The organism is Streptomyces mangrovisoli (assembly GCF_000974985.2).
Lineage (GTDB): Bacteria > Actinomycetota > Actinomycetes > Streptomycetales > Streptomycetaceae > Streptomyces > Streptomyces mangrovisoli.
In genome coordinates this window covers 1-22,887 of sequence record NZ_LAVA02000109.1, presented here as the reverse complement: position 1 = coordinate 22,887, position 22,887 = coordinate 1, and the positions used below count along the sequence as shown (strand labels likewise).

At 68.7% G+C, this 22,887-nt stretch carries 17 protein-coding genes; 8 read left to right on the top strand and 9 right to left on the bottom strand.

What is annotated here, in order from left to right; genetic code table 11:
• Positions 1-628: 628 nt before the first annotated feature.
• The 3 genes from WN71_RS42375 to WN71_RS35125 form a co-directional block, all read right to left on the bottom strand.
• Positions 629-946 carry a hypothetical protein gene (locus tag WN71_RS42375; RefSeq protein ID WP_206300229.1) on the bottom strand — a complete coding sequence of 106 codons (318 nt, stop codon included), beginning with the start codon at positions 944-946 and terminating at the stop codon, positions 629-631.
• A gap of 321 nt (positions 947-1,267) precedes the next feature.
• Complete coding sequence (locus tag WN71_RS35130; RefSeq protein WP_143074919.1) at positions 1,268-1,831, bottom strand: hypothetical protein; 564 nt, start codon at positions 1,829-1,831, stop codon at positions 1,268-1,270.
• Between the two features lie 63 nt (positions 1,832-1,894).
• Complete coding sequence (locus WN71_RS35125) at positions 1,895-3,529, bottom strand: hypothetical protein (protein ID WP_046589662.1); 1,635 nt, start codon at positions 3,527-3,529, stop codon at positions 1,895-1,897.
• A gap of 496 nt (positions 3,530-4,025) precedes the next feature.
• On the opposite strand from WN71_RS35125, the gene WN71_RS35120 reads away from it, so the two are divergent.
• Complete coding sequence (locus tag WN71_RS35120) at positions 4,026-4,265, top strand: hypothetical protein (RefSeq protein ID WP_046589664.1); 240 nt, start codon at positions 4,026-4,028, stop codon at positions 4,263-4,265.
• Position 4,266: 1 nt separating this feature from the next.
• On the opposite strand, the gene WN71_RS43300 is transcribed toward WN71_RS35120, so the two are convergent.
• Positions 4,267-4,554: an ATP-binding protein gene (locus WN71_RS43300; protein ID WP_276208141.1), complete on the bottom strand. Its 288-nt coding sequence runs from the start codon at positions 4,552-4,554 to the stop codon at positions 4,267-4,269.
• Between the two features lie 141 nt (positions 4,555-4,695).
• On the opposite strand from WN71_RS43300, the gene WN71_RS35115 reads away from it, so the two are divergent.
• Positions 4,696-5,319, top strand: a complete 624-nt coding sequence (locus WN71_RS35115; RefSeq protein ID WP_240529875.1) for a transcriptional regulator — start codon at positions 4,696-4,698, stop codon at positions 5,317-5,319.
• 33 nt (positions 5,320-5,352) lie between these two features.
• On the opposite strand, the gene WN71_RS35110 is transcribed toward WN71_RS35115, so the two are convergent.
• Positions 5,353-6,384, bottom strand: coding sequence for a TniQ family protein (locus tag WN71_RS35110; protein WP_046589667.1), 1,032 nt, complete (start codon positions 6,382-6,384; stop codon positions 5,353-5,355).
• A 212-nt stretch (positions 6,385-6,596) separates the two neighbouring features.
• Here WN71_RS35110 and WN71_RS35105 point away from each other — a divergent pair, with 212 nt between their 5' ends.
• Positions 6,597-8,879 carry a DEAD/DEAH box helicase gene (locus WN71_RS35105; RefSeq protein WP_046589669.1) on the top strand — a complete coding sequence of 761 codons (2,283 nt, stop codon included), beginning with the start codon at positions 6,597-6,599 and terminating at the stop codon, positions 8,877-8,879.
• A gap of 90 nt (positions 8,880-8,969) precedes the next feature.
• On the opposite strand, the gene WN71_RS35100 is transcribed toward WN71_RS35105, so the two are convergent.
• From WN71_RS35100 to WN71_RS35085, 4 genes are all read right to left on the bottom strand, one after another.
• Positions 8,970-9,665 carry a hypothetical protein gene (locus WN71_RS35100; RefSeq protein ID WP_052743139.1) on the bottom strand — a complete coding sequence of 232 codons (696 nt, stop codon included), beginning with the start codon at positions 9,663-9,665 and terminating at the stop codon, positions 8,970-8,972.
• Positions 9,666-9,732: 67 nt separating this feature from the next.
• A complete protein-coding gene (locus WN71_RS35095) occupies positions 9,733-10,842 on the bottom strand; it encodes an AAA family ATPase (protein ID WP_046589672.1) in 1,110 nt (369 codons plus the stop codon).
• Positions 10,839-13,223, bottom strand: a complete 2,385-nt coding sequence (locus WN71_RS35090) for a DDE-type integrase/transposase/recombinase (protein ID WP_107469853.1) — start codon at positions 13,221-13,223, stop codon at positions 10,839-10,841. Before WN71_RS35090 ends, WN71_RS35095 begins: the two co-directional genes overlap by 4 nt.
• Positions 13,220-13,978, bottom strand: a complete 759-nt coding sequence (locus WN71_RS35085) for a TnsA-like heteromeric transposase endonuclease subunit (protein WP_052743141.1) — start codon at positions 13,976-13,978, stop codon at positions 13,220-13,222. Before WN71_RS35085 ends, WN71_RS35090 begins: the two co-directional genes overlap by 4 nt.
• A 1,854-nt stretch (positions 13,979-15,832) precedes the next feature.
• On the opposite strand from WN71_RS35085, the gene WN71_RS35080 reads away from it, so the two are divergent.
• The 5 genes from WN71_RS35080 (at position 15,833) to WN71_RS35060 (ending at position 22,825) form a co-directional block, all read left to right on the top strand.
• Entirely contained in the window at positions 15,833-16,219 is a 387-nt protein-coding gene (locus tag WN71_RS35080; protein ID WP_052743142.1) for a hypothetical protein, read from the top strand.
• Positions 16,216-16,869 (top strand): hypothetical protein, encoded by a 654-nt coding sequence (locus WN71_RS35075; protein WP_046589673.1) that lies wholly within the window; start codon positions 16,216-16,218, stop codon positions 16,867-16,869. Before WN71_RS35080 ends, WN71_RS35075 begins: the two co-directional genes overlap by 4 nt.
• Positions 16,869-21,587: a putative T7SS-secreted protein gene (locus WN71_RS35070; RefSeq protein ID WP_079178362.1), complete on the top strand. Its 4,719-nt coding sequence runs from the start codon at positions 16,869-16,871 to the stop codon at positions 21,585-21,587. Before WN71_RS35075 ends, WN71_RS35070 begins: the two co-directional genes overlap by 1 nt.
• Positions 21,588-21,590: 3 nt before the next feature.
• On the top strand, positions 21,591-21,902 hold the full coding sequence (locus WN71_RS43380) for a DUF6881 domain-containing protein (RefSeq protein ID WP_046589676.1): 312 nt from the start codon (positions 21,591-21,593) through the stop codon (positions 21,900-21,902).
• Positions 21,903-22,267: 365 nt separating this feature from the next.
• Positions 22,268-22,825 carry a hypothetical protein gene (locus WN71_RS35060; RefSeq protein WP_079178361.1) on the top strand — a complete coding sequence of 186 codons (558 nt, stop codon included), beginning with the start codon at positions 22,268-22,270 and terminating at the stop codon, positions 22,823-22,825.
• Positions 22,826-22,887: the final 62 nt, after the last annotated feature.

Here is a 22,887-nt window from a genome sequence, read left to right as displayed (position 1 = left end):
AGGCGTGCCCCACCGCCCTGAGCCGCCGTCAAAAGCGGCCGCCTGGGGCAGTCACAGCGTCGGATGACGAACACGGCCGAGCAGACTCGATCACCTTCCCCAGTCACCGTCAGCCGAAGACACCGATGAAGGCAGAGCATGTGCCGGCCTGCCTGCCTCGCGCTCGTCACGGCAGCCACGCCCGCCTTCAGCCCCTGAAGAGAGGGGTACTCGACGAACTCGACAGTTGTCGCATGCAGATCTGCCACCAGCTTCCCGAACTGCCGGCACCCGCGCGGCCATTCAAACCACCAGTACTCACCGGCCTGGCGACGCCAGGGCGAGACCACCAACGTCCATCACCTCGAGATCACGCGAGGCAAAGCAAGCGAAGAAGCGGCCATCGCGTTCGGTGTCGGCCAGTTGCAGAACCTGATCGACCAGGCTGTCCGACTCAGCCTTTCCGGCGATGTCGAACAGCGAGCGCCGATCGGCGCGACGGACAGGTGCTCAAGGCCGGTCGCCGCTACAGGCAACCTGCACTGGGCCACCCCTTCCTCCGTCCTGTACGGCTTCAAGGACTCCGGCCGCGAGCGTGGTGCACCACCATGAACGACGGTCCCGACGCGCCACCCGGCCGATCGCGTAGTCAGGTCCTGCGCGTGCGCACCACACCGCGAACGATCATGAGACGGTGCGCGGACCATGCGCTGTGGCAGGTGCCGCACACCGTCTTGCGCCAGCCCGTCGGACTGTCGTTGCGCGTGCGGATACGGCCTGGTGCACCACAGAACTCGCAGGTGCGCATCGACTCCGCCTGAGCAGAGGCGATCAGCGGACCCAGTGCATCGATGGCCCCTGCCGGATTCTCCACATGCAGGCGCAGGCCGCCGAGTTTCTCCTTGAGGTCGACGAGACGGTAGCCGGGGGCGATCGCATGGAGCTGCTCGTGCAGACGCTCCAGCAACTGCCGCCAGCCAGGCCCTACCGCGTGAGCACGCGTGGGGATCTGCACTGGATGCGGACCGGATGCCGCACAGGGATGAGGCATACCGCCATCGTCGCGCTCACTGCGCAGGTAGGCACATCGCCTCGCCGCCGTCGGAGCCCACGCCGCCTCTGCCACGAGGCCGGCACGACCTGATGCAGACGGCACCCGCACAGGCCCGCCTAGCGGATCCAAGCCCCCCGGAACGGCAGCTCCGTCGCTGGCCGAGCGACTTCTGACCACCTCACGGTGGAGACCCGCCCGCGTACTCACGCACCGCCGCTTTCGGCACCCGGACGGCTAGCGGACGGCGGTCGGCAACAGGGCGGTGGCACCGTGCTCGGCCAGGGCGTTACGGGCCGCAGTGATCATGTCGTTCAGCCGCTGCTTCAGCTCGGCCAGCTCCGAGGGAGGGGATACCTCTTCACCGGCGGCAGCCATTTCGCCCATGATGCCGCTCTCCTCGATCGACAACACCTGGAGGCGAAAGGCGGCGAGCAGATCTATAACGCTCTCGGCCGCTGCGACGACCGGGTCGGGGCCCTCCAGGGAGACCTGGGCGCGCACATGCTCCAGTCGCCGGCCGAATTCCTCGTCGTCCAAGACAACCAGGAGCGGGCCGTAACCGTCGGGATGGCCGCTGCTCCACGCCTCATACAGCTTGCTGCGCAGCTCATGTACCGCGGCGATGAAGTCGCCGTAGACACGGCGACGCGGCTCCATCACCTGCAGCAGATGAGCCGACTGCAACTGGCCCGCCAGAAGAAGGTGCTGGGCCTGAGTCTGCTCGTGCTGGCCCTGACGGCTCCACCAGGCGCTCAACAGCGCCGGCCACCGCGCCCACCACACCGGCCCACTGCTCATTCATGCTGGCCATCATCGCTCAGCACCCCAGCCCGGCCCGGACCAGTTCCCGCCAGCGCCGGCTCAGCGGGCCTGGAGCACAGGACAGACGTCGGTGCCGCGGGCTGCGGGCCGGGTGACGATCTGCTCGGTGCGCACGCGCAGCGCGCCCTTCGCCAGCCCGGCCGAGCCGGTGACCCGCAGGGGATCCCACAGCCAGGTCTCGTCGCCGGTGACGTCGAACGCAAGGACCGGGTGGCCGGTCGGCAGCGGCCCCGGCTGCACGGCCGTACCGGCCGCGTCGAGCGGATGCACACAGACCCGCCGCGCACTGATCCCGAAGAATGGTGAAGGATCCTGTCCGGCCGCGGCCTGCGCGGCGGTGCGATCGGCCCCGCTGGTGGCCGAGGTCAGGCCGACGAGCACGGCCAACACCATCATCAGCGCGGTCAGCGTGCCGACGACGGTCAGGCAGTACGCCCTCGAGCCGGTGATCCAGTAGAAGTGGCGGCACCAGCCGAACGCGGCCAGCCCGCACAACAGGGCGGCCATGCACAGGCCGGCCGGCTTTATTCCGGCCAGATACGTCCATACAGGATCGACGTTGGCTGACGACAGCGGGATGCCCAGGCACACGGTCAGGTAGATGCCCTGAGCCAGCCGTCCCATCCAGGGCAGCACCCACGCCAGGGGCACAACGGCGATCGGCAGCAGAGCGGCCGCGTTGCGGGAGACCCAGCTCTGACGCAGCGCGTACACGCAGCCGCGCAGTACCGGCAGTCCGCACAAGACGGCCGCCACCGGCCGCAGGCCGACGCCGCCCAGCTCCGGCGAGGCCACCCGGGCCATGAACCCGCACAGCGCCGTACTGCCGACCACGGCCATCCCGCACAGCCAGACGATCATCCGGGAGTGCCGGTCCCGGTCCGCCAGCCACAAGCCCACCCACCATGCTGCCGGCGCCAGCAGCGGTGCCAGCGCGATCTGCCACCCAAGGCCCAGTCCCGCCAGCACCCACCCGAACAGCATCGTGACGGCCGCCACCGCCATCCCCGGCAGCCCCAGGGCCCGGGTGTGCCAGGGGGCCGGAGCCTGCGGCCGCACCGCGTGGAAGGAGGCGAGACCCGGCCGCACGTCATGCAGGTCCTCGTCGAAGACCACCCCGCCGAGATCCGGCCTCGACCGAAGGGCAGCCAGCGCCTCCTCCCGGGTGCCCGGACCGTCCAGACGCACCCGGCGGTGCACATCCGCCGCCCCCACCTGCACCCACAGCAGGGCGGCCCGGCTCCGCCACCAGCCGGACCCCCAGTCCGTCTTGCGGTGCACGTGCCAGGTACTGACCACCGCGGGGGAGCCCTCAGGCTCCAGGAGCGTCGCGTCACCGATGCGCGCCGTCACCCGGCCGGCCAGCGCTGCCAGGACACGGCGCTCCGCCTCGCTCAGGGCACCCCAACGGCTCCCCTGTAAGCGCACCTCCGCCTGGTACAGGGCCATCGTGTCACCCTGCCCGGCCGCCTCCAGGCGGGAAAACAACAGGCCGTGGCGCGCCCACTGCTCACGGGCGGTGGATTCCCCCGCGCCCGCAGGCACGCGGACCAGCACCGCCGCACGATGCGTGAAGTCACCAGCCTGCAGGGGCACTTCGCCCGGACTCTCGCCGTCGCCGGACGGGTCGGATGTCCGGCGTGAACGGAACGGGGTGACAAGCGTGCTGGCCATGATTTGGAACCTCCGCCACGGGACATGACAGGCGCAGCGAGCATCACCCGCGCCCCCGTGAAGACGCGCCGCCCTGCCGCTGGCCTGCGAATACGGTGCGCAACAGGGACCCCATACGGTGAGGGAGCCGTCCAGGACAGCTGCGCCGCCCCATTCTTGCCCGGCCCACTGACAGACCCGGTACGTCCCCGCCACGGGCAGGACCACCCCACGGCTCGTCATATCAACCCACATGTCGAGGGGTTCGCCGCCACAGCCCTGGGTGCAGCGCTGCGTCCCGTCGGCTCTGGGACCGGGCGCGGCTGCGACGCCGTGCCAAGAGGCAGAGATGCGCACGTCTCCCGGACATGAAGCGGTCGCCCGAGGGGCGATCTGCGTCAGCGCACCGCCGTGTCAACGCTCCCGCAGAGCCGAACATCCACCAGCCCCGCAGAGCGGACCCCTTGGGGCTTGCGGGTGGGTCAAGCAGCTTGATCGGCCGGGGCATCATGGAGGCGTGGAAGACGATCTCCCGACCGTGTCGGTGCGCCTATGGCGTGCGGACGCCATCGTGCTGTTCGACTGGCTGATGAGCACGGACCTCGACTCGGTGCCCGTCACCCACCCGGCCCAGAAGCAGGCCCTGGCCGATCTGCTGTCGCGGCTGGAGTTCGCCGCCGACGCGGATGTGACCGGCGTGACCGCGGAGGACATCGCCGCCGCTCAGAGTGAAGTCGCCCGGGACATGGGCTGGTAGTTCAGGCGCTGTGCTCCCGGTCTCCTTGCCGCTGACGGGTCCGGTGGGAGTCGCCAGTCAACGTGAGAACCGGGGCGTGATGGACCAGACGGCCGATCATCGCGGTGGAGACCACCTCGTCGCAGAAGACGGCCACGGTCTCCGTGCCGAGTACCCCGCATTTCGGAATTCCGATGGGTTGTCCCGCCGGCCAGCCGAAACGGCATCGCGCTGCCGCTGTGCCCAGGGCCGACGAGCGCTCCCAGGAGGGCTCCGCCGCCAAGAGCCACGACTTGTCCGAATGTCTCATCTGACCCCAGCGGTGCGGGAGTTGAACGCTAGGATTGCGCACCGGCACCGCATGCCGCTGTCCACGCTGATCCAAAGGACAGTGGTGGCATCACTCTTCGACCGCGTCGAAGGCAACGGGAGAAAGACAGAAAGGCCGGACATGGAACCTGCGAACCTTCCGGCCGCCGGCTCCCTCCGGCCGCCTCCCGCGGAGTCGGAACAAGGGTTCGGGTTCGGGCGCTATGGCGCCACCGGCATGACCGGCGGGGCGGCGCTGGCGCGCCAACTCGACATGTGGGCCGCCAACAACGGGCTGCCCCCGACCAGCGATCCGAGGGGACTGGCCATCCGGCTGCGCTACCTGGCCCGGGACGAACAGGGACTTGCCTGGTTACGACTTGCCCAGGTCACCGTGACCGAGCGGACCATCGCCCGGTGGCGGGCGGCACGACAACGCCCCCTGCCGGCCAACCTGAGAAAGATCGACCAGGCCTTCTGGGCCTGCCGCCGCCACAACGTCGTGGACTACTTCAAACAGGTCCTCTGGGACGACGGGCGCGGCACCCGGATCGAGATCTACCCCGTCGACCAGCAGCATGTCGCCCCCAATAGGCGCCGCGATCTGAACGTGCGCGTGATCAATGTCCGCACCGAGTGGCGGCGGGTCGTGGATGCGTGGAACGCGGGGGACCAGCAAGCCCTGGACGACGCCTGGACCTACATCTCGGACAGTCTCGGATCAGATCACGCCGCCTACCGTCACGTCTCGCACATCGGCTTCTGACCCTGCCTGCGTCTGCCGCGCGCGGCGCGCTCCTCACACCCGGCTTTGGACGCTCCACACGTGTGCCGGTGTCTCGCCGTCCTCTCCCAGCCGCCACGGCAGGCAGGTGGTGGCCGCGAGCGCGGCCCCCGCGGGCACCTGAGAATGATGGGGGCCCGACGCCTCCAGACGGCGATAGCGGCCCCGGGCTGGCCGCGGCCCGGACGGGCGTGCCCGCCCCGAATGCAGGGCCGCCCACTGCAGCACCGGCTCCATGGGGAAGGTGCCCCGCAGACCCCACGAGGCGAACAGGCGCTGCACACCGCGCAGCCAGTCGACGTCCTGGTCCTGGGACAAGCTGCCCCGCAGCCGTCGGCGCTCCCTCGCCGCCAGTACGCCGGCGAGCCGGACGACCTCCGGGTAGGCCACCAAGGCGGCCACCCGCCGATCGCTTCCCTTCCCGAGACCCAGTTTTAGATGGCGTGCGGGCCACGCCCGGGGGACCTGGGCGTGGTGGTTCCACCAGAAGGCGGCGATGTGGAACGCGTCCGCGAACGCGATGCGGCCGCCGGCGCCCAGGCGCCGCTCGAGCCGTGTTCGTTCGCGGTGAGCCTCGAGGACTTCTGGCACAGGCGCGAGCGGGATGCAGGTCACCCCGTCCTCCCGCAGGTTGTCCGTCCAGCGCCGGTGGCGGACGCACACCCTCCAGTCGGCCGCCGACACCGCATACGCATCACGGCGTGACCGTTTGGCCAGCGCACACAGATCGCACACGCGCACCAGGCAGTCATCGGCGGGCTCCCAGGGGTTGGGGACGTCCCAGCGCGCTGACGCACCCGCCGGATCGGGCAGCGGATGCGCCCGCAACGTGGGCAGCACATGCTCCAGGACGTCGGTGCGGCATCCCGCCAGGGCGGCCAGCCGGCCGTGCGCAGCCGCGTTCAGATGCACCTCGCTGAACTGCGGCTCGGGAAGCAGGCAGTCACCGGCGCCGGCCATCGACAGCAGATCCCGGGGATCGAGGCCGTTGGTCTCCGCGAGCCGGTGCACGAACGAGTTCGTGGACTCCTGGGCGATGAACCGCACCCGACGAGGCAGCGGCTGGACCTCTCCTGTGCCGCCCAGGCTCTGACACGGCCCTGATGAACGCACCGCCACCCTGTCCCTCTCCTCGACTCAGTTCGTCACGCGACCCGCCAACTGGCCACATTCTGGCCGAATTTGACGAGCCCCGTCCTGGTGATCCCCTACCGTCACCCTGTCGAGACGCCCCCCCCCGCGAGGAGAAGCCCCCGGCCATGCCGCCCATCGAGTTGCGCCCGCATCAGCAGGAGGCCCTCGCCGCGATCACCGGCGCCTTCGCCCGGGGAGAGCGCCGCGCGACGGCCGTCTCCGCATGCGGCACCGGCAAGACGCTCATCGCTGTGGCCGGTGCAGGCCGTCTCGCACCGGCAGGCCGGGTGCTGGTGGCCGTGCCGACCCTGGAACTGCTGACCCAGACCATCCGGCGCTGGCGCGAGGGCGGACGCGACGGCGTGATGGCGGGACTGTCGTCGATGAGTCAGACCCGCAGCGGCCTGCCCCGGCGCACTGCCCACATGGTCAAACGGCCCGCCGATCTGGCCCGCCTCGTCGCCGACCAGGACGGCCAGCCCGTGACGGTCTTCGTCACCTACGCCTCCCTGCCGGGCCTGCAAGAAGCCCACAGCCAGCACCAGCTGCCGGCCTGGGACCTCATCGTCGTGGACGAGGCGCACCGCACCTGCATCAGCAGCCACAACGGCTGGGGAGCCATCCACGACGACCAGGCGGTCCCCGCCCGGCTGCGTCTCTACATGACCGCCACCCCCCGCATCTTCACCGCCGGGCTGTGGGACGGCGCCCCCACCGCCACCATGGACCGCCGGGACGTCTTCGGCCCCCACGTCTACCGCCTCGGCATGGCCGACGCGATCGAACGCGGACTCCTCGCCGACTACCAGGTCGTGATGCCCGTCATCGGCGACGACCAGCTGCGCGCCATCCTCACCCGCAAACCCCACCTCGACCCGCAGCACGGCGGCCTGCGCGCGGCCGCACTGCAGGTGGCCGTCCTGCGCGCCATCACCGACCACGACCTGCGGCGCGTCCTCGTCTTCCACAACCGCATCGAAGCCGCCGAAGCGTTCTCCCGCGACCTGCCCGACACCGCCGCCCAGCTCCAGCAGACGGACCTGGAGGCCATGCACGTCGACGGCACACAACGCATCGACGAACGCCGCAGCCGGCTGTCCGCCTTCCAGAACGCCGACGGGCGCGCGGTCCTCAGCAACGTCCGTGTCCTGGCCGAGGGCATCGACATCCCCGCCATCGACTCGGTGATCTTCGCCGCCCCCCGCAACAGCATCGTCGACACCATCCAGGCCATCGGCCGCGCCCTGCGCCTGGTACCCGGCCACGGCAAGAAGGCCACCCTCGTACTGCCCGTCTACCTGCCCGACGGGCGAGCCACCGAACACGCCCTGCAGGACTCGCAGTTCGAGGGCATCTACACCGTCCTCCAAGCCCTCCGGGCCCACGACGACCACTTCCTCGACCACATCGCCGTGCCCCGCCGAGGCCGCAACCTCAGCGGCGGCCCGCGCCGGACCATCCACTACAACCGCCCCGAACGCGCTCTGCAGATCGCCCTCGCACTGGGCCTCGAGATCACCCTGCCCGCCACCGGATCCTGGCCCGAGGGCCTGGCCGCGGCCACCCGCTACCACCACAGCCACCACCACCTCGACGTCCCCCACACCTTCCACGACAGCACCGGCTTCGCCCTGGGGGAGTGGATCAGCAACCAGCGCCTGCGGCACCTGGCCGAGCGCCTGCCCAGCGAACACGCCGACGCCCTCGACGCCCTCGACATGCTGTGGAGCGCCCCCGCACACACCTTCACCCGCATCCTCGACCACGCCCGCGCCTACGCCGCCGCCCACAGGCACCTGGCCGCACCCACCGACGCCGAACTCGGCGGCCACCCCATCGGCGCCTGGCTCGCCGAGTGCCGAAAGAAGGACAACACCCAGACACTCCCCAAGAACCACGCCGCACAGCTCACCGCCCTCGACCCCTGGTGGAATCCCGGCTGGCCGCTGACCTGGCGGCGCGCCTACGCGCACGCCAAAGCGCACATCGACGCGGGCGGCAGCGCCGACGTCCCCGGCTCTTTCACCACCCCGGACGGATTCAAGCTGGGGCAGTGGCTCAGCCGCCAGCGCAACAACTTCCACACGCTCCGCGTCGAACAAGCCAAGCTCCTGATCGACATCGGCATCACCCCGCACGTCGACAGCATCCACCCCGAAGCATTCCGCACCGAACGAGGCCGCGCCTTCCGCCGCGGCCTGGTCGCCGCGTCCAGCTACCTCGCCCGCGAAGGCCACCTCGACGTTCCCCGCCAGCACACCGAAACCGACTGGATCGGACCCTTCCGGCTCGGCTCATGGATCGACCGCATCCGCCGTACCCCCAACGAACTCACCGACGAAGAACGCGCCGCACTCGACATCCTCCGCATGGCCTGGGACACACCCGAGGCAGCCGAAGAACCGTAGCGGCGCCGCGCAGGAGACCGCCTTGCACTCCCGCAACGGACAGTGCCGACGCTTTCAAGGAGGCCCTACCATCGTTGGCGTACCGGCCCGTCAACGCGGTGCAAGAGCCGTGATCAGCGACGGCGGTGGGGTATGCAGCGCCGCTCGCAGCCCTCGATGGATACCTGCCCGGTAGACCTCTCCCGTCGTGGTGACGCCGGCGGACAGGCGCTGGTACTCCGCTGCAGCGGCCTGCTCCTCGGGCCGGGTGGCGTGCGGCCGCAGGACAGCAGGCGCATGGTCGTCCCGCCACTGCCAGAGCCGGTGGATGGACTCTTTGGACGTGGACCAGCATCCGGCACTCACCTGATCCACGAGCATGCCCGGCAGCCGCAGGGAGAGGGTTTCCGGGTAACTGCCGGTGCCGGTGCCGCCAGGGAAGCGACCCAGCGGTATCTCCACGAGGTCCACGTCGGGCCAGGGATGATCCCAGCCTCGTGCCTGTACCTCCTGGCGAAGTCCGAAGGCGACCAAGGCATCTCGTGTGTCCAGGAGCTCGCCTTGCCTGCGTAGCGTGCGCAGTTCCAGGTACTGCTCGGCCATCAGGTCGCCCCGCTGCGCCGGGTTGAGGTTTTTCAGGCGTGCCTTGTGGTGTGCCTGTAGCTGCTGTGCCCAGGCCTGGTGCTGCTCCAGGACGCTCTTCAGGGCGAGACCGGTGCCCAGCGGGGTTTTGACGCTCACCCTCGTCCTGCCCTCGACCTCGTCTTCTTCGAAGTTCTCGTTCTCCTCGAAGAAGTTGTACTCCACGGCTGTTCTTCCCCTACTTGGTGAGCTGGCGCCCTGGTCTTGTCTGCCTGGGCGGTCGTGAGCGGTATCAGATGGTGCGGCTGCGGCCGATGGCCAGGGTCTCCAGCAGGTCCTCGGTGATGCGTTCCTCCTTCGTCCAGATCGCCTTCTGAGCGCCTTGGGTGACGAGCTGGGACAGAGCCCGCATGTAGCCCTTGCTGCGCCGGTGCAGGTAGTCGTGGAGGTTGGTCAGGTCGTCCGGCTGATGACGGTGCAGGCACAGGTGTTTGTCGAAACCGCGGACGATTTTCGCGAAGAGCTTGCGGCTGTCGGTGTCGTAGCCAATCCGGCTGGTGCGCAGGCTCGCGTAGTCGCCCCAGATCTCCTCATGGTCCGCCAGGACGGTCTCCCGGTCACGGGTCTGGGGATCGACGATGGAGCGGGCGGCACGGCCGGTGAAGACGAAGGTGGCGCCGGTCTTCTCGCTGATCTCTTCCAGGTAGGCGAACGACTCCTCGGCATCCGCGCCGGCCCGCAGCTGCTCGATGCCGTCGACGAGTACCAGCAGGGTGGAGCTGTTGCGCATCACGTGACAGATCGAGCGGGTGGGGTCGGTGCCGCCGCCGTGCTTGAGGCCGAGGAAAGAAGCGAAGGAGGTGGGCCAGTTCCGTCGCCCACCGCGGGTCAGGGGAGGAACCCGCAGCGCGATCACCGGTACCCGGTTCTCGTCCGGCTCGTACAGCCGGGCGATCTTGTTCTCATAGTGGCGGCCGATGTACTGCATGATCTCGGTCTTGCCGGTGCCGCGGGGGCCCTCGATGATGACGCCGGGTTTGCCGCTGGTGCGTTCCCGGTTGGACAGCAGATGCTCGTGGACGACGACCAGCGCCTCCCCGATGGCGGGCGTGACCACGGTCGGCATCAGGGCGTGATAGCGCAGCCGCAGGTCGTTGTCGGCGACGTCCGTGCCCGGTGGCCCACTGTCGGCCAGGTGGGGGCGGGTGCGGTCCAGGGCGGCGAAGGTGCGCCAGTTGCTCAACGTGTCCAGCCACAACGGCCGGGGTGCGGCGAACACCGGGGTGGCGGCGGGGGAGCCGACGAGCAGGCGGATGTCGTCGTCCGGGACGACGCCAGGGATGTCCTCCTCCGGGTCGCTGCCGGAGGCGTTGTCGTCCTGGGCGTGCGCTCGCTGTGTCATCGGGCCGTCTCCTGCGGAGGGTCATTGTCGCAGGGCAGGTCCAGCAGGAGCCGCGCGCTGCTGTCGAGGCCGTCGTCGAGGTCGTCCAGGTCCTCCAGAAGCGGCCGCGCTTCGGCGTCCGTGCCGCTCATGGAAGGAGCAGGTCCGGGTTCCGGGCCGCGAACGGGCTCGCGCGTGAGCGGGGACGGGGCGTACAGGCTCGGCTGGCCCACTTCCAGCACGGTCAGCGGGCCCAGTTCCGCCAGGTCGAGCGGATCCGCCCCGGCGAAGGGGTCGAACTCCGTCCCCTGGCCGGCCGGGGCCGGCACGGGGCCGTAGCCGGGCACCGGCCCGTACCCGTCGGGCACGTGCACCGTGCCGGGCTCGTCCGGGCCCTGCCCGGCGCGCTCCAGCAACTCGGCCAGGACCTGGGCGATGTGCTCGTCGTCGGTGTGACGGCCGCCGCGGTCCACGTGCTCCGCCGTCGCCGTGTCCCACAGATGCTGGGTCCACGGGGCGCCGATCAGGTGCTGGTGCTTGAAGACCGCTGTGATCCACGCACCGGAGCGGTGGTCACGCAACCACACCTGCTCGGGGGTGTTGGGGTTGTAGCGCAGCTCCCACCCGCCGCGCTTCTTGCCCTTGAGACCCGACGGCTTGTTGCGGACCTCCTCGAGCTCCCCCTGGTAGTTGTCGTAGGTGCGGTTCTTGAAACGGATTCCGTCGTCGCGCACCCCGACCCAGGCGGTGGGCAGCAGCTCCAGGTAGTCGTCGAAGCCCAGCGGGATCGGGATGTAGCCCGCCGCCTGCACGCCCGCGGCGTACATCTGGTTCGGTGTCAGCGGCGGCAGGTTCGGCTCGTAGGGGCTGCGCAGCTCGTCGTGCGGCCGCGTCTGCCAGCCGACCGCGATCCACTCCTGCAACAGGTCGTCCAGCTCCTGCAGCGTCCACAGCCGCTCCAGCTCGGTCTCCTTGCCGCGGCGACTGAAGTCCCGCCCGGTGTAGGAGTTGACGTGCTGGCTGAAGCCCGACTTGATCGACTCGAAGGTCCGCTCGACGATCGCCTTGTCCGTCGGAGTGCGCCTACGGGCCGGGCGGACGGTGATCCCGAGGAAGGAACAGGCGTCGAAGAACGTCTGCCCGGCGAAGACCGTGCCGTGGTCGATCACGATGGTCTCCGGCATGATCACCGGCCGGGCCGCAGCATGCTCCATCCGCGCGTCGATCTCCAGCAGTTCCTCGTACGGCAGGTCGGAGCGGGCCGCGGAGGCCGCCGGATCGAAGCCCGGCCGCATCGACGCGGGCACCATGCACAAGGCCAGCAGCAAGGAGGCATCGACAGCCTTGGTGGCCCGGCCCGCACTGGTGTGGGTGCTCAACAGCGCCCTGGCCCGCTGCCGGGTCTTGCGCCGGCCCGCGGTCTTGGGCCGCAGCACCGCGGCGATGACGCTGCGCGAGAAGACATCGATGGCCGCCGTCAGCTCCACCTGGGTGGGCCGCCCGTCATCCCCGAGCACCTTCACGTCCAGGGCCGTGGAGTCGACCTGGACCAACTCGCCCGGCGCCGTTACCGAGGTCACCCCGAACGGCGGTGCGGGACGATTGAGCCGGTCCTTGCGGCGCCGAGTGGGATCCCGCAACTGCATCGCGTCGATGCCCAGCCGCCTCAGCAGCGCATACAGGGTGGGATCGGCCGGCACCTTCATCCGCGGGCCCGGCGCAGAACTCGCAGCGCGCCGCAGGTTCTTGAACAGGGTGCGTGCGTCAGTGGCGGCCTGCTCCCGGGCCTGGCGCTCGCACAGGGCCAGCAGCAAGTCCACCACCCGGGGGTCTGTGCGCCCGTGCAGGGTGCTCTTGCGGGTGGAGCGTTTGTCGACCAGCCCCCAGATGTCCTCCTTGAGGAACGCCAGCCGCTTGCGCTGAACCGTCTTCCAGGACACCGACCAGTCCAGCACCGCGCTCAGTTCTTCGGCCTTGCGCTGGTAACGCTCGATCAGGGTGAAGCGAGCTGGGTCGTAGCCTTCGCGGGGCGTGCTGTCTTCGGGCATGTCCGGCAGCAGGCCGGTCTCCACCTCGATGACGTGACGTCGCCAGATGCGGGCGTCCCGGGCGCTGTCGGCACTGATGCCCTCCAGCATCGACCAGGTCGGCATCGGGCCGGCCGACGGGGCTGCATCCGCCTCGTCGAGCACGGCGAAGTCCGCGGCCGCGGCCAGGATCTGGATGACCGCCGCGATCGGCGAGGCCATGCTGCCCGGTACAGGCGCCAGGTGCACCGTCGTGCCGGACAGGGCCGTCACCGTGTACCGGCTGCCCATCCACCGCACCCGGTCGCCCGGCGCCACGATGCCCCGCGGGACGACTCCAGATGGCCGCGGCCGCGGCATGAGCACCCCGCTCATACAGTCTCCGTTTCCACGGGGCGGCGCATCCCCGACGGCACAGGGCCGGATACGCTGATCACGCTGTCCGGGCCCATCGCCCGGTTCCACTCCAGCGTCAACGTCTGCCGCCACAGCAGGTGGTACAGCCGCGGCAGTGTTGACAGCCGCGGCAGCCCCGTGGCCCTGACCCCCTCCTCCAGCGGGCGCGGATCCAGGAAGGCCGACATCAGCGCCTGCTCGACCTCCCGGTCGCCGTACCGCGGATGCCGGTAGCGCGACACCCAGCGCAGATTCGCCAAAGCCATCGGCGCCGGCATCCGGGGCATCCCCAGCTCCCAGCCCGCCTCCCGGCACGCCTGGCGCAGCACCCGCTGCTGGCCCTGCCACCGCGGACTCGTACCGCTCACCGGCGGGCAGGCGATGACCAGGGTCGTCCCCTGGTCGGTGCGTGCGAAGAAGTCCGGCACGATGCTGCGCTCACGGCCCCGCTCACGCCACTTGATCTTCGCGGACCATGCGGTGAACTCCGTCACCGCCGGGGTGAAGTCCAAGAGCATGGCCACGGTCAGTACGTTCATGGACCGGCAGCCCACGTGCTTGCCGGTCGTGGCGGCCCACCACCACGTGGCGATGCTGCGCTGGGCACGGTGATGTGCTGGACGCCAGACCTCGTCGGTACAGGTGAGCGCTACCGGGCCGGCCCGTGCGACGGGGACGGTGATGCTTCTGTGGCCGTCCTCATGGCGATGGACCACAGTTAACGCCTCGTCCATCGTACTCCTGTATCTGTCTGTGCTGTACAAGTTCCCATTTTGCAAGGCGAGTTGGAGTTTAGCCCAGGGGGATGGGGCCGTGGGGTAATCGCTGTCACCTCACGATTGTCGGCCGTTGGTGAGTCCTCTTGTTCGAGCAGGGCGATGAAGAACTGATTGCTGTCATTCACCCTGGCAGTGCCGAAAAGGCATGAACTGTCAAGGGGCACTCGACCCTGAACGGATTTGAGCCTCGCTGAGGACGAAGTCGTCCTCCCGGCTGCGGCCCGCACACGTTACGCAGAGGGATCAACAGAAGCAGCGTCCAAATGCGGTCTACGCAGGACCAGGAGCGGGTACGGTCCGAGCATCGTCACCGTCGAGGGGGGCTCGGCATGGCTATTTCGGCGTTCGGTGAGAGAAAAACGGCTGCCAAGTGGGCGGAGGATGAACGGTGTGTCGTCTCAAAAGGTGTGTTGGAGCGCAGGATCCGTAACGGATGGGACCCCGAAAGGGCAATCACTACATCGTTTCGAGGACCTGCCTGGCAGTCGGCAAGGCGGAGCACGCTGGAAGAGGACCGCGCCAAGCCTGCGCAGCGCACCTTCATCCCCGCGGATGCGCCGGCCAAACCGAAGAAGAGTAATCCCCGGGCAAACGGGACTTTGAAGAGGGTTGTCGAGCCGGAGCCGGGCTGGCGTCATGCGCCACCCGACAACGTGACACAAATTGAGGGGCAGAACAGCAGCATCAAAACAGTCCGCGGCGGCCTACCTTCGCTCGGGAAGCGGCGCTGATTTGCGTCCAGCGCCCCGGGCATTGGTGCCGTGTGTCCCGAGCAGCCTTGAGTACGCCGGGTCCGCGGCAGCATACACATCGAAGCCTCTCTGAGGCGCACGCCGCCGACTTCGGCGCCGTTCCTGGCCCGGCTGCTCAAGCCCGTCACGTGGGCCTCGGCGTCGTCCTCGTTGAACGCCCCGTGCTGCTGGACGGATACCGCAGCAACGATGAGCAGCGGCTCTCGACTCAGCCCGCCCGGCTGATGCTGCCATCCGGATGGAGGCGCTGGCCGAGCGACCGGAGTCGGTGCACGCACCGGCAGCGGAGGTCGCCACGCTGCTTGAACGCTAACTCGGCGATCTGCGGCGGGCGGTGCACGCGTTTCAGTACAGGTTGGCGAGTACCCCGGACAGTGCCGAGGTGCCGGAACGCCGGTGACCGGGGGCAGTGCGGTGCCCGAGCTGATCGACTTCTGTTTTTGTCCCCCTCTCTCGGCAGGGCTGACTGGCTACTGACAGCCTCTGCCGGCCTGAAGCGCAGGCGCTCCGCCGCAAGTTGGCGGATCAGCTGTGGCCGGGACGGGATTTGGGCGCCATGAAGTAAGTTGGTCTTGTTCGGGGGGAAGCGCATGGCATGGTGATCGAAGCCGGTTTGGTGACGGGGCCCGAGCACTCGTCGACCTGCCATCAGCGACCTGCGTCGGTAATCGGTGCAGCAGGGCTGTGACTGCGATCTGGCGGTCAGGGACGGCGCCTTGGGTGTCGCGCTACGGAGACGGTGAGTCACAGGACGGCCTTCCGCGCATGACCGTCCGTTGCCTGGGTGCGCGACTGACACGGATGGGAGGTTGCTCCCGCTGGCGTTTGCGGCGGGCCGTGTGCAGTTGTGATGATGTGCTGCATGTCTGAGTACGGGGGTGCGGTCGGCGGGCCGCAGGGGGTTCCACGGTCGCGACTTGCGGACTACGCGGAGATGACGGACGCGGCGGCCGCTTCCAACGCGGCCACGTCTTCGCGTGAGCAGCGGGCTGTGCAGCCCGGCGAACCTCCGACAGCCGCGGAGCCTGTAGGTGTAATCACCCGTGAGGCGCCCGAAGTGGCGTCGCGCAGGCGTCGGTTCGCGGCGCTGCTCGGTGAGTTCCGCCGTACCCCCGTGCTGGTTCCGCTCGGCGACGGCCCCGGTTCGGCGGAGGAACGCGGCCTGCTGACCGCGGACTTGGTCGGCATCCGTTTCATCCTGGCCTTCACGGACGAGCAGGCGCTGGCCCGTTACGCCGTGGCTCGCGGCCAGGCGGCACGCGAGTGGACCTACCAGACGATTCTGGGCGCACGTCTGCTGGATGTGGCGGTGCCGGCTGCCGGGGTGCCCTGCGGGGTGGCGCTGGACTGTGCGGACGGGCCGGACGGGATGGTGTTTCCCCCGGTGCAGGGCATCGTGCCGGATGAGGTGGCGGTGGACTTCGAGGCGGGGGGCGCGGCATGAGCGAGGGCGGCAAGGATCTGAAGGCGGACGGTCTCGCGCTGGTCTCCCAGGGCCTTACCGAGGCGCTGGCGGAGCTTGAGGAGGTGGGCATGGTCGGCGAAGCCGGAGCCGGGCGCGGCTTCTCGAACATCGCTCTGACCGGACTGGAGCTCGGCCACGACGGGCTGACGGGAGAGTTCACGTCGTTTTGCGAGCGCTGGGAGTGGGGTGTGCGGTCGCTGATCAATGAGGGCAACGGCTTCGCTGTGAAGACGGGGCTGGCTGCCGGCACGTACTACGAGAGCGAGAAGTACGTCGAGGGCAGTTTCAAGGTCGTCACCAACGCGGCCATCGGCAATCCGTACGCCTCCGAGGAGGACGTCGAGAAGATGGGATGGGGCGACATCGCCACGTCCGGCGTGTACGGCGGGGACGTGGACTACAGCAAGGACTCCTTCGACCAGGCGATGTCCACCAGCGGGCAGGCATGGAAGGACGCAGGCCGGGACGTGATGACCTCGCACACCCTCGGCCCGATGGGCCTCAACCCCGAGAACCTGCACAGCGCGTTCGGTGTCTCAAACCAGGAGTACGACCAGTACCTGGACGACACCTTCGGGCCCTCTCCCGAGGCCCGTGCCCAGGCTGCTGAGCAGGGCGGGGAGGGCTGATGGGACTCGGAGACCTCACCAACTCCCTTCTGGGCGGGGCGGAAGACCTCTACGACTCGGGCAAGAAGAAGCTCGGCGAGGGCGTCGACTGGGCCACCAACGAGGTGGGCGAGGGCCTGGACAAGGTCGGTGCGCACGGCTGGGCCGACGGCGTGGAGGACTGGGGCGACGAGGTGGCCTCGGACTTGGGAGCCACCCCCGGTGAGCAGCAGCTCGGCCAGAGCGAGGAAGCCAACGAGCTCGTCCACGGAAGTCCGGACAAGATACGGGCGAGCGCCAAGCACTTGAAGGACTTCCACGGCGCCTTCGCCAAGGTGAGCTCAGGGCTGAAGAAAGTCGACTCCACCGGCTGGCAGGGCGAGGGCGGCGACGCCTTCCGGAAGAAGTTCGGCGTCCATCCCGCCAAGTGGGGGCAGGCGTCCCAGGCGTGCGACACGGCAGCGGGGGCGCTGGAGTCGTACGCGGACACCGTCAAGTGGGCGCAGGGCCAAGCCGAGGAGGCCGTGGAGCTCTACACCAAGGGCGTCAAGGCGTCCAAGGATGCCACCGACGCCTACAACGCGAAGGTCGATGCCTACAACGCCAAGGTGAAGGCGAACGAGGACCCGGGCCCGAAGCCCGAGCCCTTCCAGGACCCCGGCAAAGCCGACGTCAAAGCGGCGGTCGAGAAACTCGCCGAGGCCCGCAAACAGCGCAACACCGCTGCATCCGAGGCGCAGGGCAAGGTGAGAGCGGCCCTCGCGCACGCCCCCGCCCAGCCGCCGCCGCTTCAACGCCTGGGCAGCGACCTCACTGACGGCTACCAAGCCGCCAACACTGAACTCACCCACGTGGCCGGCGGCGCGCTCAAGGGTACGGCCGGGCTGCTGAACTTTGCCCGCGGCCTCAACCCCACCGACCCGTACAATCTCACCCACCCGGCCGCCTACGTGCAAAACGTCAACACGACGCTGGCCGGCCTGGTGTCCACCGCCGCCCATCCCGAACGGATCGTCCAGACGGCCGTCGACGGATTCAAGAAGGACCCCTCCGAGTTCGTGGGCCGCCTCATCCCCGAACTGGTCGGCACCAAGGGCGCGGGGCTCGCCCGCAGCGGACTGCGGCTCGCCCTGAAAGAAGGAGCGGAGGACGTTGTCGCACAGGGCCTGCGTAAGACCGCCCGCACCACGGCCGAAGAGGGCGGCGAGAACGCCGCCGCCAAGTCGGCCCGGGAGAGGGTGAACGAGGAGCCGGCGCAGGACTCGCGGTCCGAGGGCCGACACAGCGAGGACACCGACCCGATCGACCTCGCCACCGGCAAGATGTACCTGCCGCAGACGGACGTCGTCCTGCCGGGAGTCCTCCCGCTGTCCGTGAAACGGCGGGCCGAGTCCGGCTACCACCTCGGGCGCTGGTTCGGCCCGTCCTGGTCTTCCACGATCGACCAGCGTCTGGAGATCGACGCCGAGGGCGTCGTCTTCGTCACCGAAGACGGCCTCCTGCTGGCCTACCCGCATCCCGCACCCGGGGTGCCGACCCTGCCCAGCCACGGCCCCGGCTGGCCCCTGGACCGGGTCGACGGGGGCTACACCATCACCGACGTGCAGACCCTGCGCACCTGGCACTTCGCAGACCGCGGCGACAACCTTGCGGTCCTCGAGCAGATCGACGACCGCAACGGCAACTGGCTCACCTTCGAGTACGACCCGTCAGGCATCCCGCTCGCCGTAGTCTCCAGCAGCGGCCAAGCCATCACGATCACCACAGAATCTGGGCGCATCACGGCCCTCCACCTGGCCGCCACCGGCGAGGAACTGAAACGCTACGGCTACACCGACGGCCATCTCACCGAGGTCATCAACTCCTCCGGCATGCCGCTTCGCTTCACCTACGACGACGCCGGCCGGATCACCTCGTGGACGGACACCAACCACCGCAGCTACACCTACGCCTACGACGACCGAGACCGCTGCACCGCCGAAGGCGGATCCGCAGGCCACCTGGCCCTGCGCCTGTCCTACCAGGAGCGAGACCCGCACACCGGCCTTCGCACCACGACGGCCACGACCGGTCAAGGCCACACCCGTCGCTATCTCATCAACGACGCCTGGCAGGTCGTCGCGGCGATCGATGCCCTCGGCGCGACGACCCGATACCGACGCGACCGCTACAACCGCCTCCTCACCCAGACCGACCCCCTGGGCCACACAACCACGTTCCACTACGACGCGAGTGGCAACCTCACATCGGTGATGCGGCCGGACGGCCGACAGGCCACGGCGCAATACAACGCCCTCGGCCAGCCCGTGAAGGTGATCAACCTCGATGGCGCCGTCGTCCACCAGACCTACGACGCACGCGGCAACCGCACCTCGGTAACAGACTCCTCTGGCCAGACGACACGCTTTTCATACTCCGAAGCCGGCCACCTGACCGCGGTGACTGACCCGTTGGGCGACACGACGACCCTCACCTGCGACCGCGCGGGACTCCTGCTGACCGTCACGAACCCGAAGGGCGCCCGCACGCGATACGAGCGCGACGCGTTCGGCCGCCCGACCGCGGTCACGGACCCGACCGGAGCCACCACGCGCCTGCACTGGACCCTCGAAGGCCACCTCGCCCGGCGTACCGCCCCCGACGGGAGCGCGGAGAGCTGGACGTACGACGGCGAGGGCAACTGCACCAGCCACACCGACCCCGCGGGCGGCGTGACCCGCTTCGAGTACACCCACTTCGACCTGCTCACCGCACGCACCGGCCCGGACGGGGCACGCTACGAATTCACCCACGACAGCGAACTGCGCCTGGCCAAGGTCACCCACCCCCACGGGCTGACGTGGAATTACGCATACGACGCGGCCGGCCGCCTGGTGACCGAGACCGACTTTGACGGCCGCACACTGACCTACGCCTACGACGACGCGAACCGCCTCACCACCCGCACCAACGCTCTCGGCGAGACAGTCTCCTTCACCCGCAACGAACTGGGACAGGTCATCCGCAAGGACGCCGCAGGCCAGATCACTACCTACGCCTACGACCTGACCGACGAACTGGCCCACGCAACCGGCCCGGACGCAACCACCGTCACCCTCCTGCGCGACCGCCACGGCCGCCTGCACTCCGAAACCGTCAACGGCCGCACCTGCACCTACACCTACGACACGCTGGGTCGCCGCACCAGCCGCACCACCCCCACCGGAGCCACCACCACCTGGTCCTACGACGCAGCCGGCCACTGCACCCACATGAGCGCCTCCGGCCGCACCATCAACTTCACCTACGACGAGGCAGGCCGCGAACAAACCCGTCACATCGGCCAGAACATCGCCCTTGACCACACCTTCGACTCACAAGGCCGACTGACCACCCAGTCGGTCACGGGCACTCGCGGACGCACGATGCATCGCGCCTACAGCTACCGCGCCGACGGCAACCTGGTCGCCATCGACGACGACGTGTCCGGCTCCCGCCGCTTCGACCTGGACGCCGCAGGCCGAGTCACCGCCGTACACGCCGCCCACTGGACCGAGACCTACGCCTACGACGAAGCAGGCAACCAGACCCACGCCCAGTGGCCCAGCAGCCACCCCGGTCACGAAGCAGTGGGCACCCGCACCTACACCGGCACCCGCATCACCCGCGCCGGCAACGTCCGCTACGAACACGACGCGCTCGGCCGCATCACCCTGCGCCAGAAGACCCGCCTGTCCCGCAAACCCGACACCTGGCACTACGCATGGGACGCCGAAGACCATTTGACGTCCGTGGTGACCCCCGACGGCACCCGCTGGCGCTACACCTACGACCCTCTTGGAAGACGCACGGCCAAACTCCGCCTCGCAGGAGACGGCGAAACCGTCGTGGAGCGGGTCGACTTCACCTGGGACGGCACCACCCTGTGTGAACAGACGACAGCATCCCCCGACCTTCCCCACCCGGTCACCCTCACCTGGGACCACCAGGGCATACGCCCGCTCGCCCAGACGGAACGCATCACCGCCTCCGAGAGCCCCCAGCACGAGATCGACTCCCGCTTCTTCGCCATCGTTACCGACCTCATCGGAACCCCCAGTGAACTCATAGACGAGCAAGGCGACATCGCCTGGCGCACCCGCAGCACCTTGTGGGGAAGGACCGCATGGGCGGACAACAGCAGCGCCTACACCCCGTTGCGTTTCCCGGGCCAGTACTACGACCCCGAAACCGGCCTCCACTACAACTACTTCCGCCACTACGACCCCGAAACGGCGCGCTTCCTCACCCCCGACCCGCTCGGGCTGTCACCCGCACCCAACCCCGACACCTACGTCGACAACCCTCATACGTGGGGAGACCCCCTCGGTCTCGCGCCCGACGAATGCCCGTACCGCGTCGAACAGGTTCCCGACGATGAGTTGGGCACCCTCTATCACTACACAAACGAAGGGGGCTACAACGGAATCCTGGAAAGCAAGGAACTACGCGCATCCCTGAAGGCTGATAACCCCAAGGACGCCCGCTTCGGGGACGGGCAGTACCTATCCGATATCCAGCCTGGAACGAAGACCCCCGGACAGCTTTCCTACGCTTTCGTGAGAGTGCCGTGGGCCGGCCACAAGTTCAGCCACTTCATAGAAGTAGACGTGCGTGGACTCCAGGTCATGCGCTCGGTTGAGCGACCCGATGTCTTCGTGGTACACAACCAAGGTCCTCTCGACCTGACAGGTCGCATCGTCAGTCACGGAAAGAGCTAGTTCATGGAATATTGGAAGGTCGACTGGCTGCACGAATTCAAGGACGAGCCGACAAGGTTTTACAGCGAGATCGGTCCCGACGGGTACGAGGTCCGCAAGATCCAGCACTACAGGGACGGGCGACGGCTGAGGACTGACGAGGCTCACGAGTCTTCAGAGATCGGGTTGAGTGAAATCCCTGTCGGTAGCATCGATGACGTGGCGAACCAGTCGGAGTTCACTGCTTTTCTGATTAATTGCGAAGAATTTGAGCAGGCGTGGCGGAGTGCTTCATGGCCGACAAGAATCCCGAATTCTTCCGATGAAAATACATAGACATCCTTCCCTGGCTGACTGGTCCCGCGGTCAACATCGGCGGCTGGCTCCACCGTCAGCCCATTGGCTGGAACAACCTTGAGTCTGGCCAGCACGAACTCCTCACCCGTCTTGGTCTTCACCCTCGATGTGCAAATTCGCGTTAGGGTCATCGAGAGGCCTGTCTGTGTGAGAAGACCAGGCTGTGGCCATATCAATGCCGGGCCGCGTGTCCTGGCCTCGCACGGCCGCGTGCCGTGCGCCTTCGCCCGAGGCGCGAAACGAGCGAGGGGCGTACGCCCCCGTGTCCCGCTGCGCGCGTCTTCGCCCGGGTTGATGTGGAGGAACGCCCGCGGTGACCGCAGTGGCGCACCTACGATGCGACGGTGCGGAACACGAAGGCGTTCAAGGAAGCTGTTGCCGAGACGCTGGTCGAGCTGGCCCGCCGAGGGGTGACGCTCGCACCGTCGACCGTCGAGGACACGATTGAGAAGAACATGACCGCCGTCGCGGAGCGGCTCGGGGTCCAGCTGCGCTCTGCCTGGCGGTACTTCAACGCCAGGGCCGTGGCCGACAGCCTCGCGCAGAGCTCCTCCTTGCGTGAGGACAACGGCGGCGACAGGAGCATCCGAGCCCCGATGCCGCCGCTGGACAACCCCGAACTGGCCCTGGTCCTTGCGGGCGTCCCGGACTCCATGGCCCAGACCGGCGGCGACCTGTACGCGGTCATCGTCAATGTTGCGGTCAACGCGTGGATGGCCGGCCACATCCACGGCGAGGACGGCTGCACCGGCTGCGAGGACAGCCGCGGCCCCGGCGGCCACGACTGGCAGGCCCGGATGCGCACCATCACCGGGATGCAGCCGGACATCACCAAGTGGTTCGACCGCGACGTGTGGACCCGCGCGGTCAACGACGCCGGCTACACCGTCACCCGCCGCTGAGCCTGCCCGCCCGCAAGAACGGTGACGCGAGCATGGACGCCCCGCAGCAAGACGGCCGGACC

Excerpts from the sequence above, each read along its gene's own strand:
- WN71_RS35130 (WP_143074919.1), bottom strand. The coding sequence starts at position 1,831 with ATGAGCAGTGGGCCGGTGTGGTGGGCGCGGTGGCCGGCGCTGTTGAGC.
- WN71_RS35125 (WP_046589662.1), bottom strand. The coding sequence starts at position 3,529 with ATGGCCAGCACGCTTGTCACCCCGTTCCGTTCACGCCGGACATCCGAC.
- WN71_RS43300 (WP_276208141.1), bottom strand. The coding sequence starts at position 4,554 with ATGAGACATTCGGACAAGTCGTGGCTCTTGGCGGCGGAGCCCTCCTGG.
- WN71_RS35115 (WP_240529875.1), top strand. The coding sequence starts at position 4,696 with ATGGAACCTGCGAACCTTCCGGCCGCCGGCTCCCTCCGGCCGCCTCCC.
- WN71_RS35105 (WP_046589669.1), top strand. The coding sequence starts at position 6,597 with ATGCCGCCCATCGAGTTGCGCCCGCATCAGCAGGAGGCCCTCGCCGCG.
- WN71_RS35095 (WP_046589672.1), bottom strand. The coding sequence starts at position 10,842 with ATGACACAGCGAGCGCACGCCCAGGACGACAACGCCTCCGGCAGCGAC.
- WN71_RS35090 (WP_107469853.1), bottom strand. The coding sequence starts at position 13,223 with ATGAGCGGGGTGCTCATGCCGCGGCCGCGGCCATCTGGAGTCGTCCCG.
- WN71_RS35085 (WP_052743141.1), bottom strand. The coding sequence starts at position 13,978 with ATGGACGAGGCGTTAACTGTGGTCCATCGCCATGAGGACGGCCACAGA.
- WN71_RS35075 (WP_046589673.1), top strand. The coding sequence starts at position 16,216 with ATGAGCGAGGGCGGCAAGGATCTGAAGGCGGACGGTCTCGCGCTGGTC.
- WN71_RS35070 (WP_079178362.1), top strand. The coding sequence starts at position 16,869 with ATGGGACTCGGAGACCTCACCAACTCCCTTCTGGGCGGGGCGGAAGAC.
- WN71_RS43380 (WP_046589676.1), top strand. The coding sequence starts at position 21,591 with ATGGAATATTGGAAGGTCGACTGGCTGCACGAATTCAAGGACGAGCCG.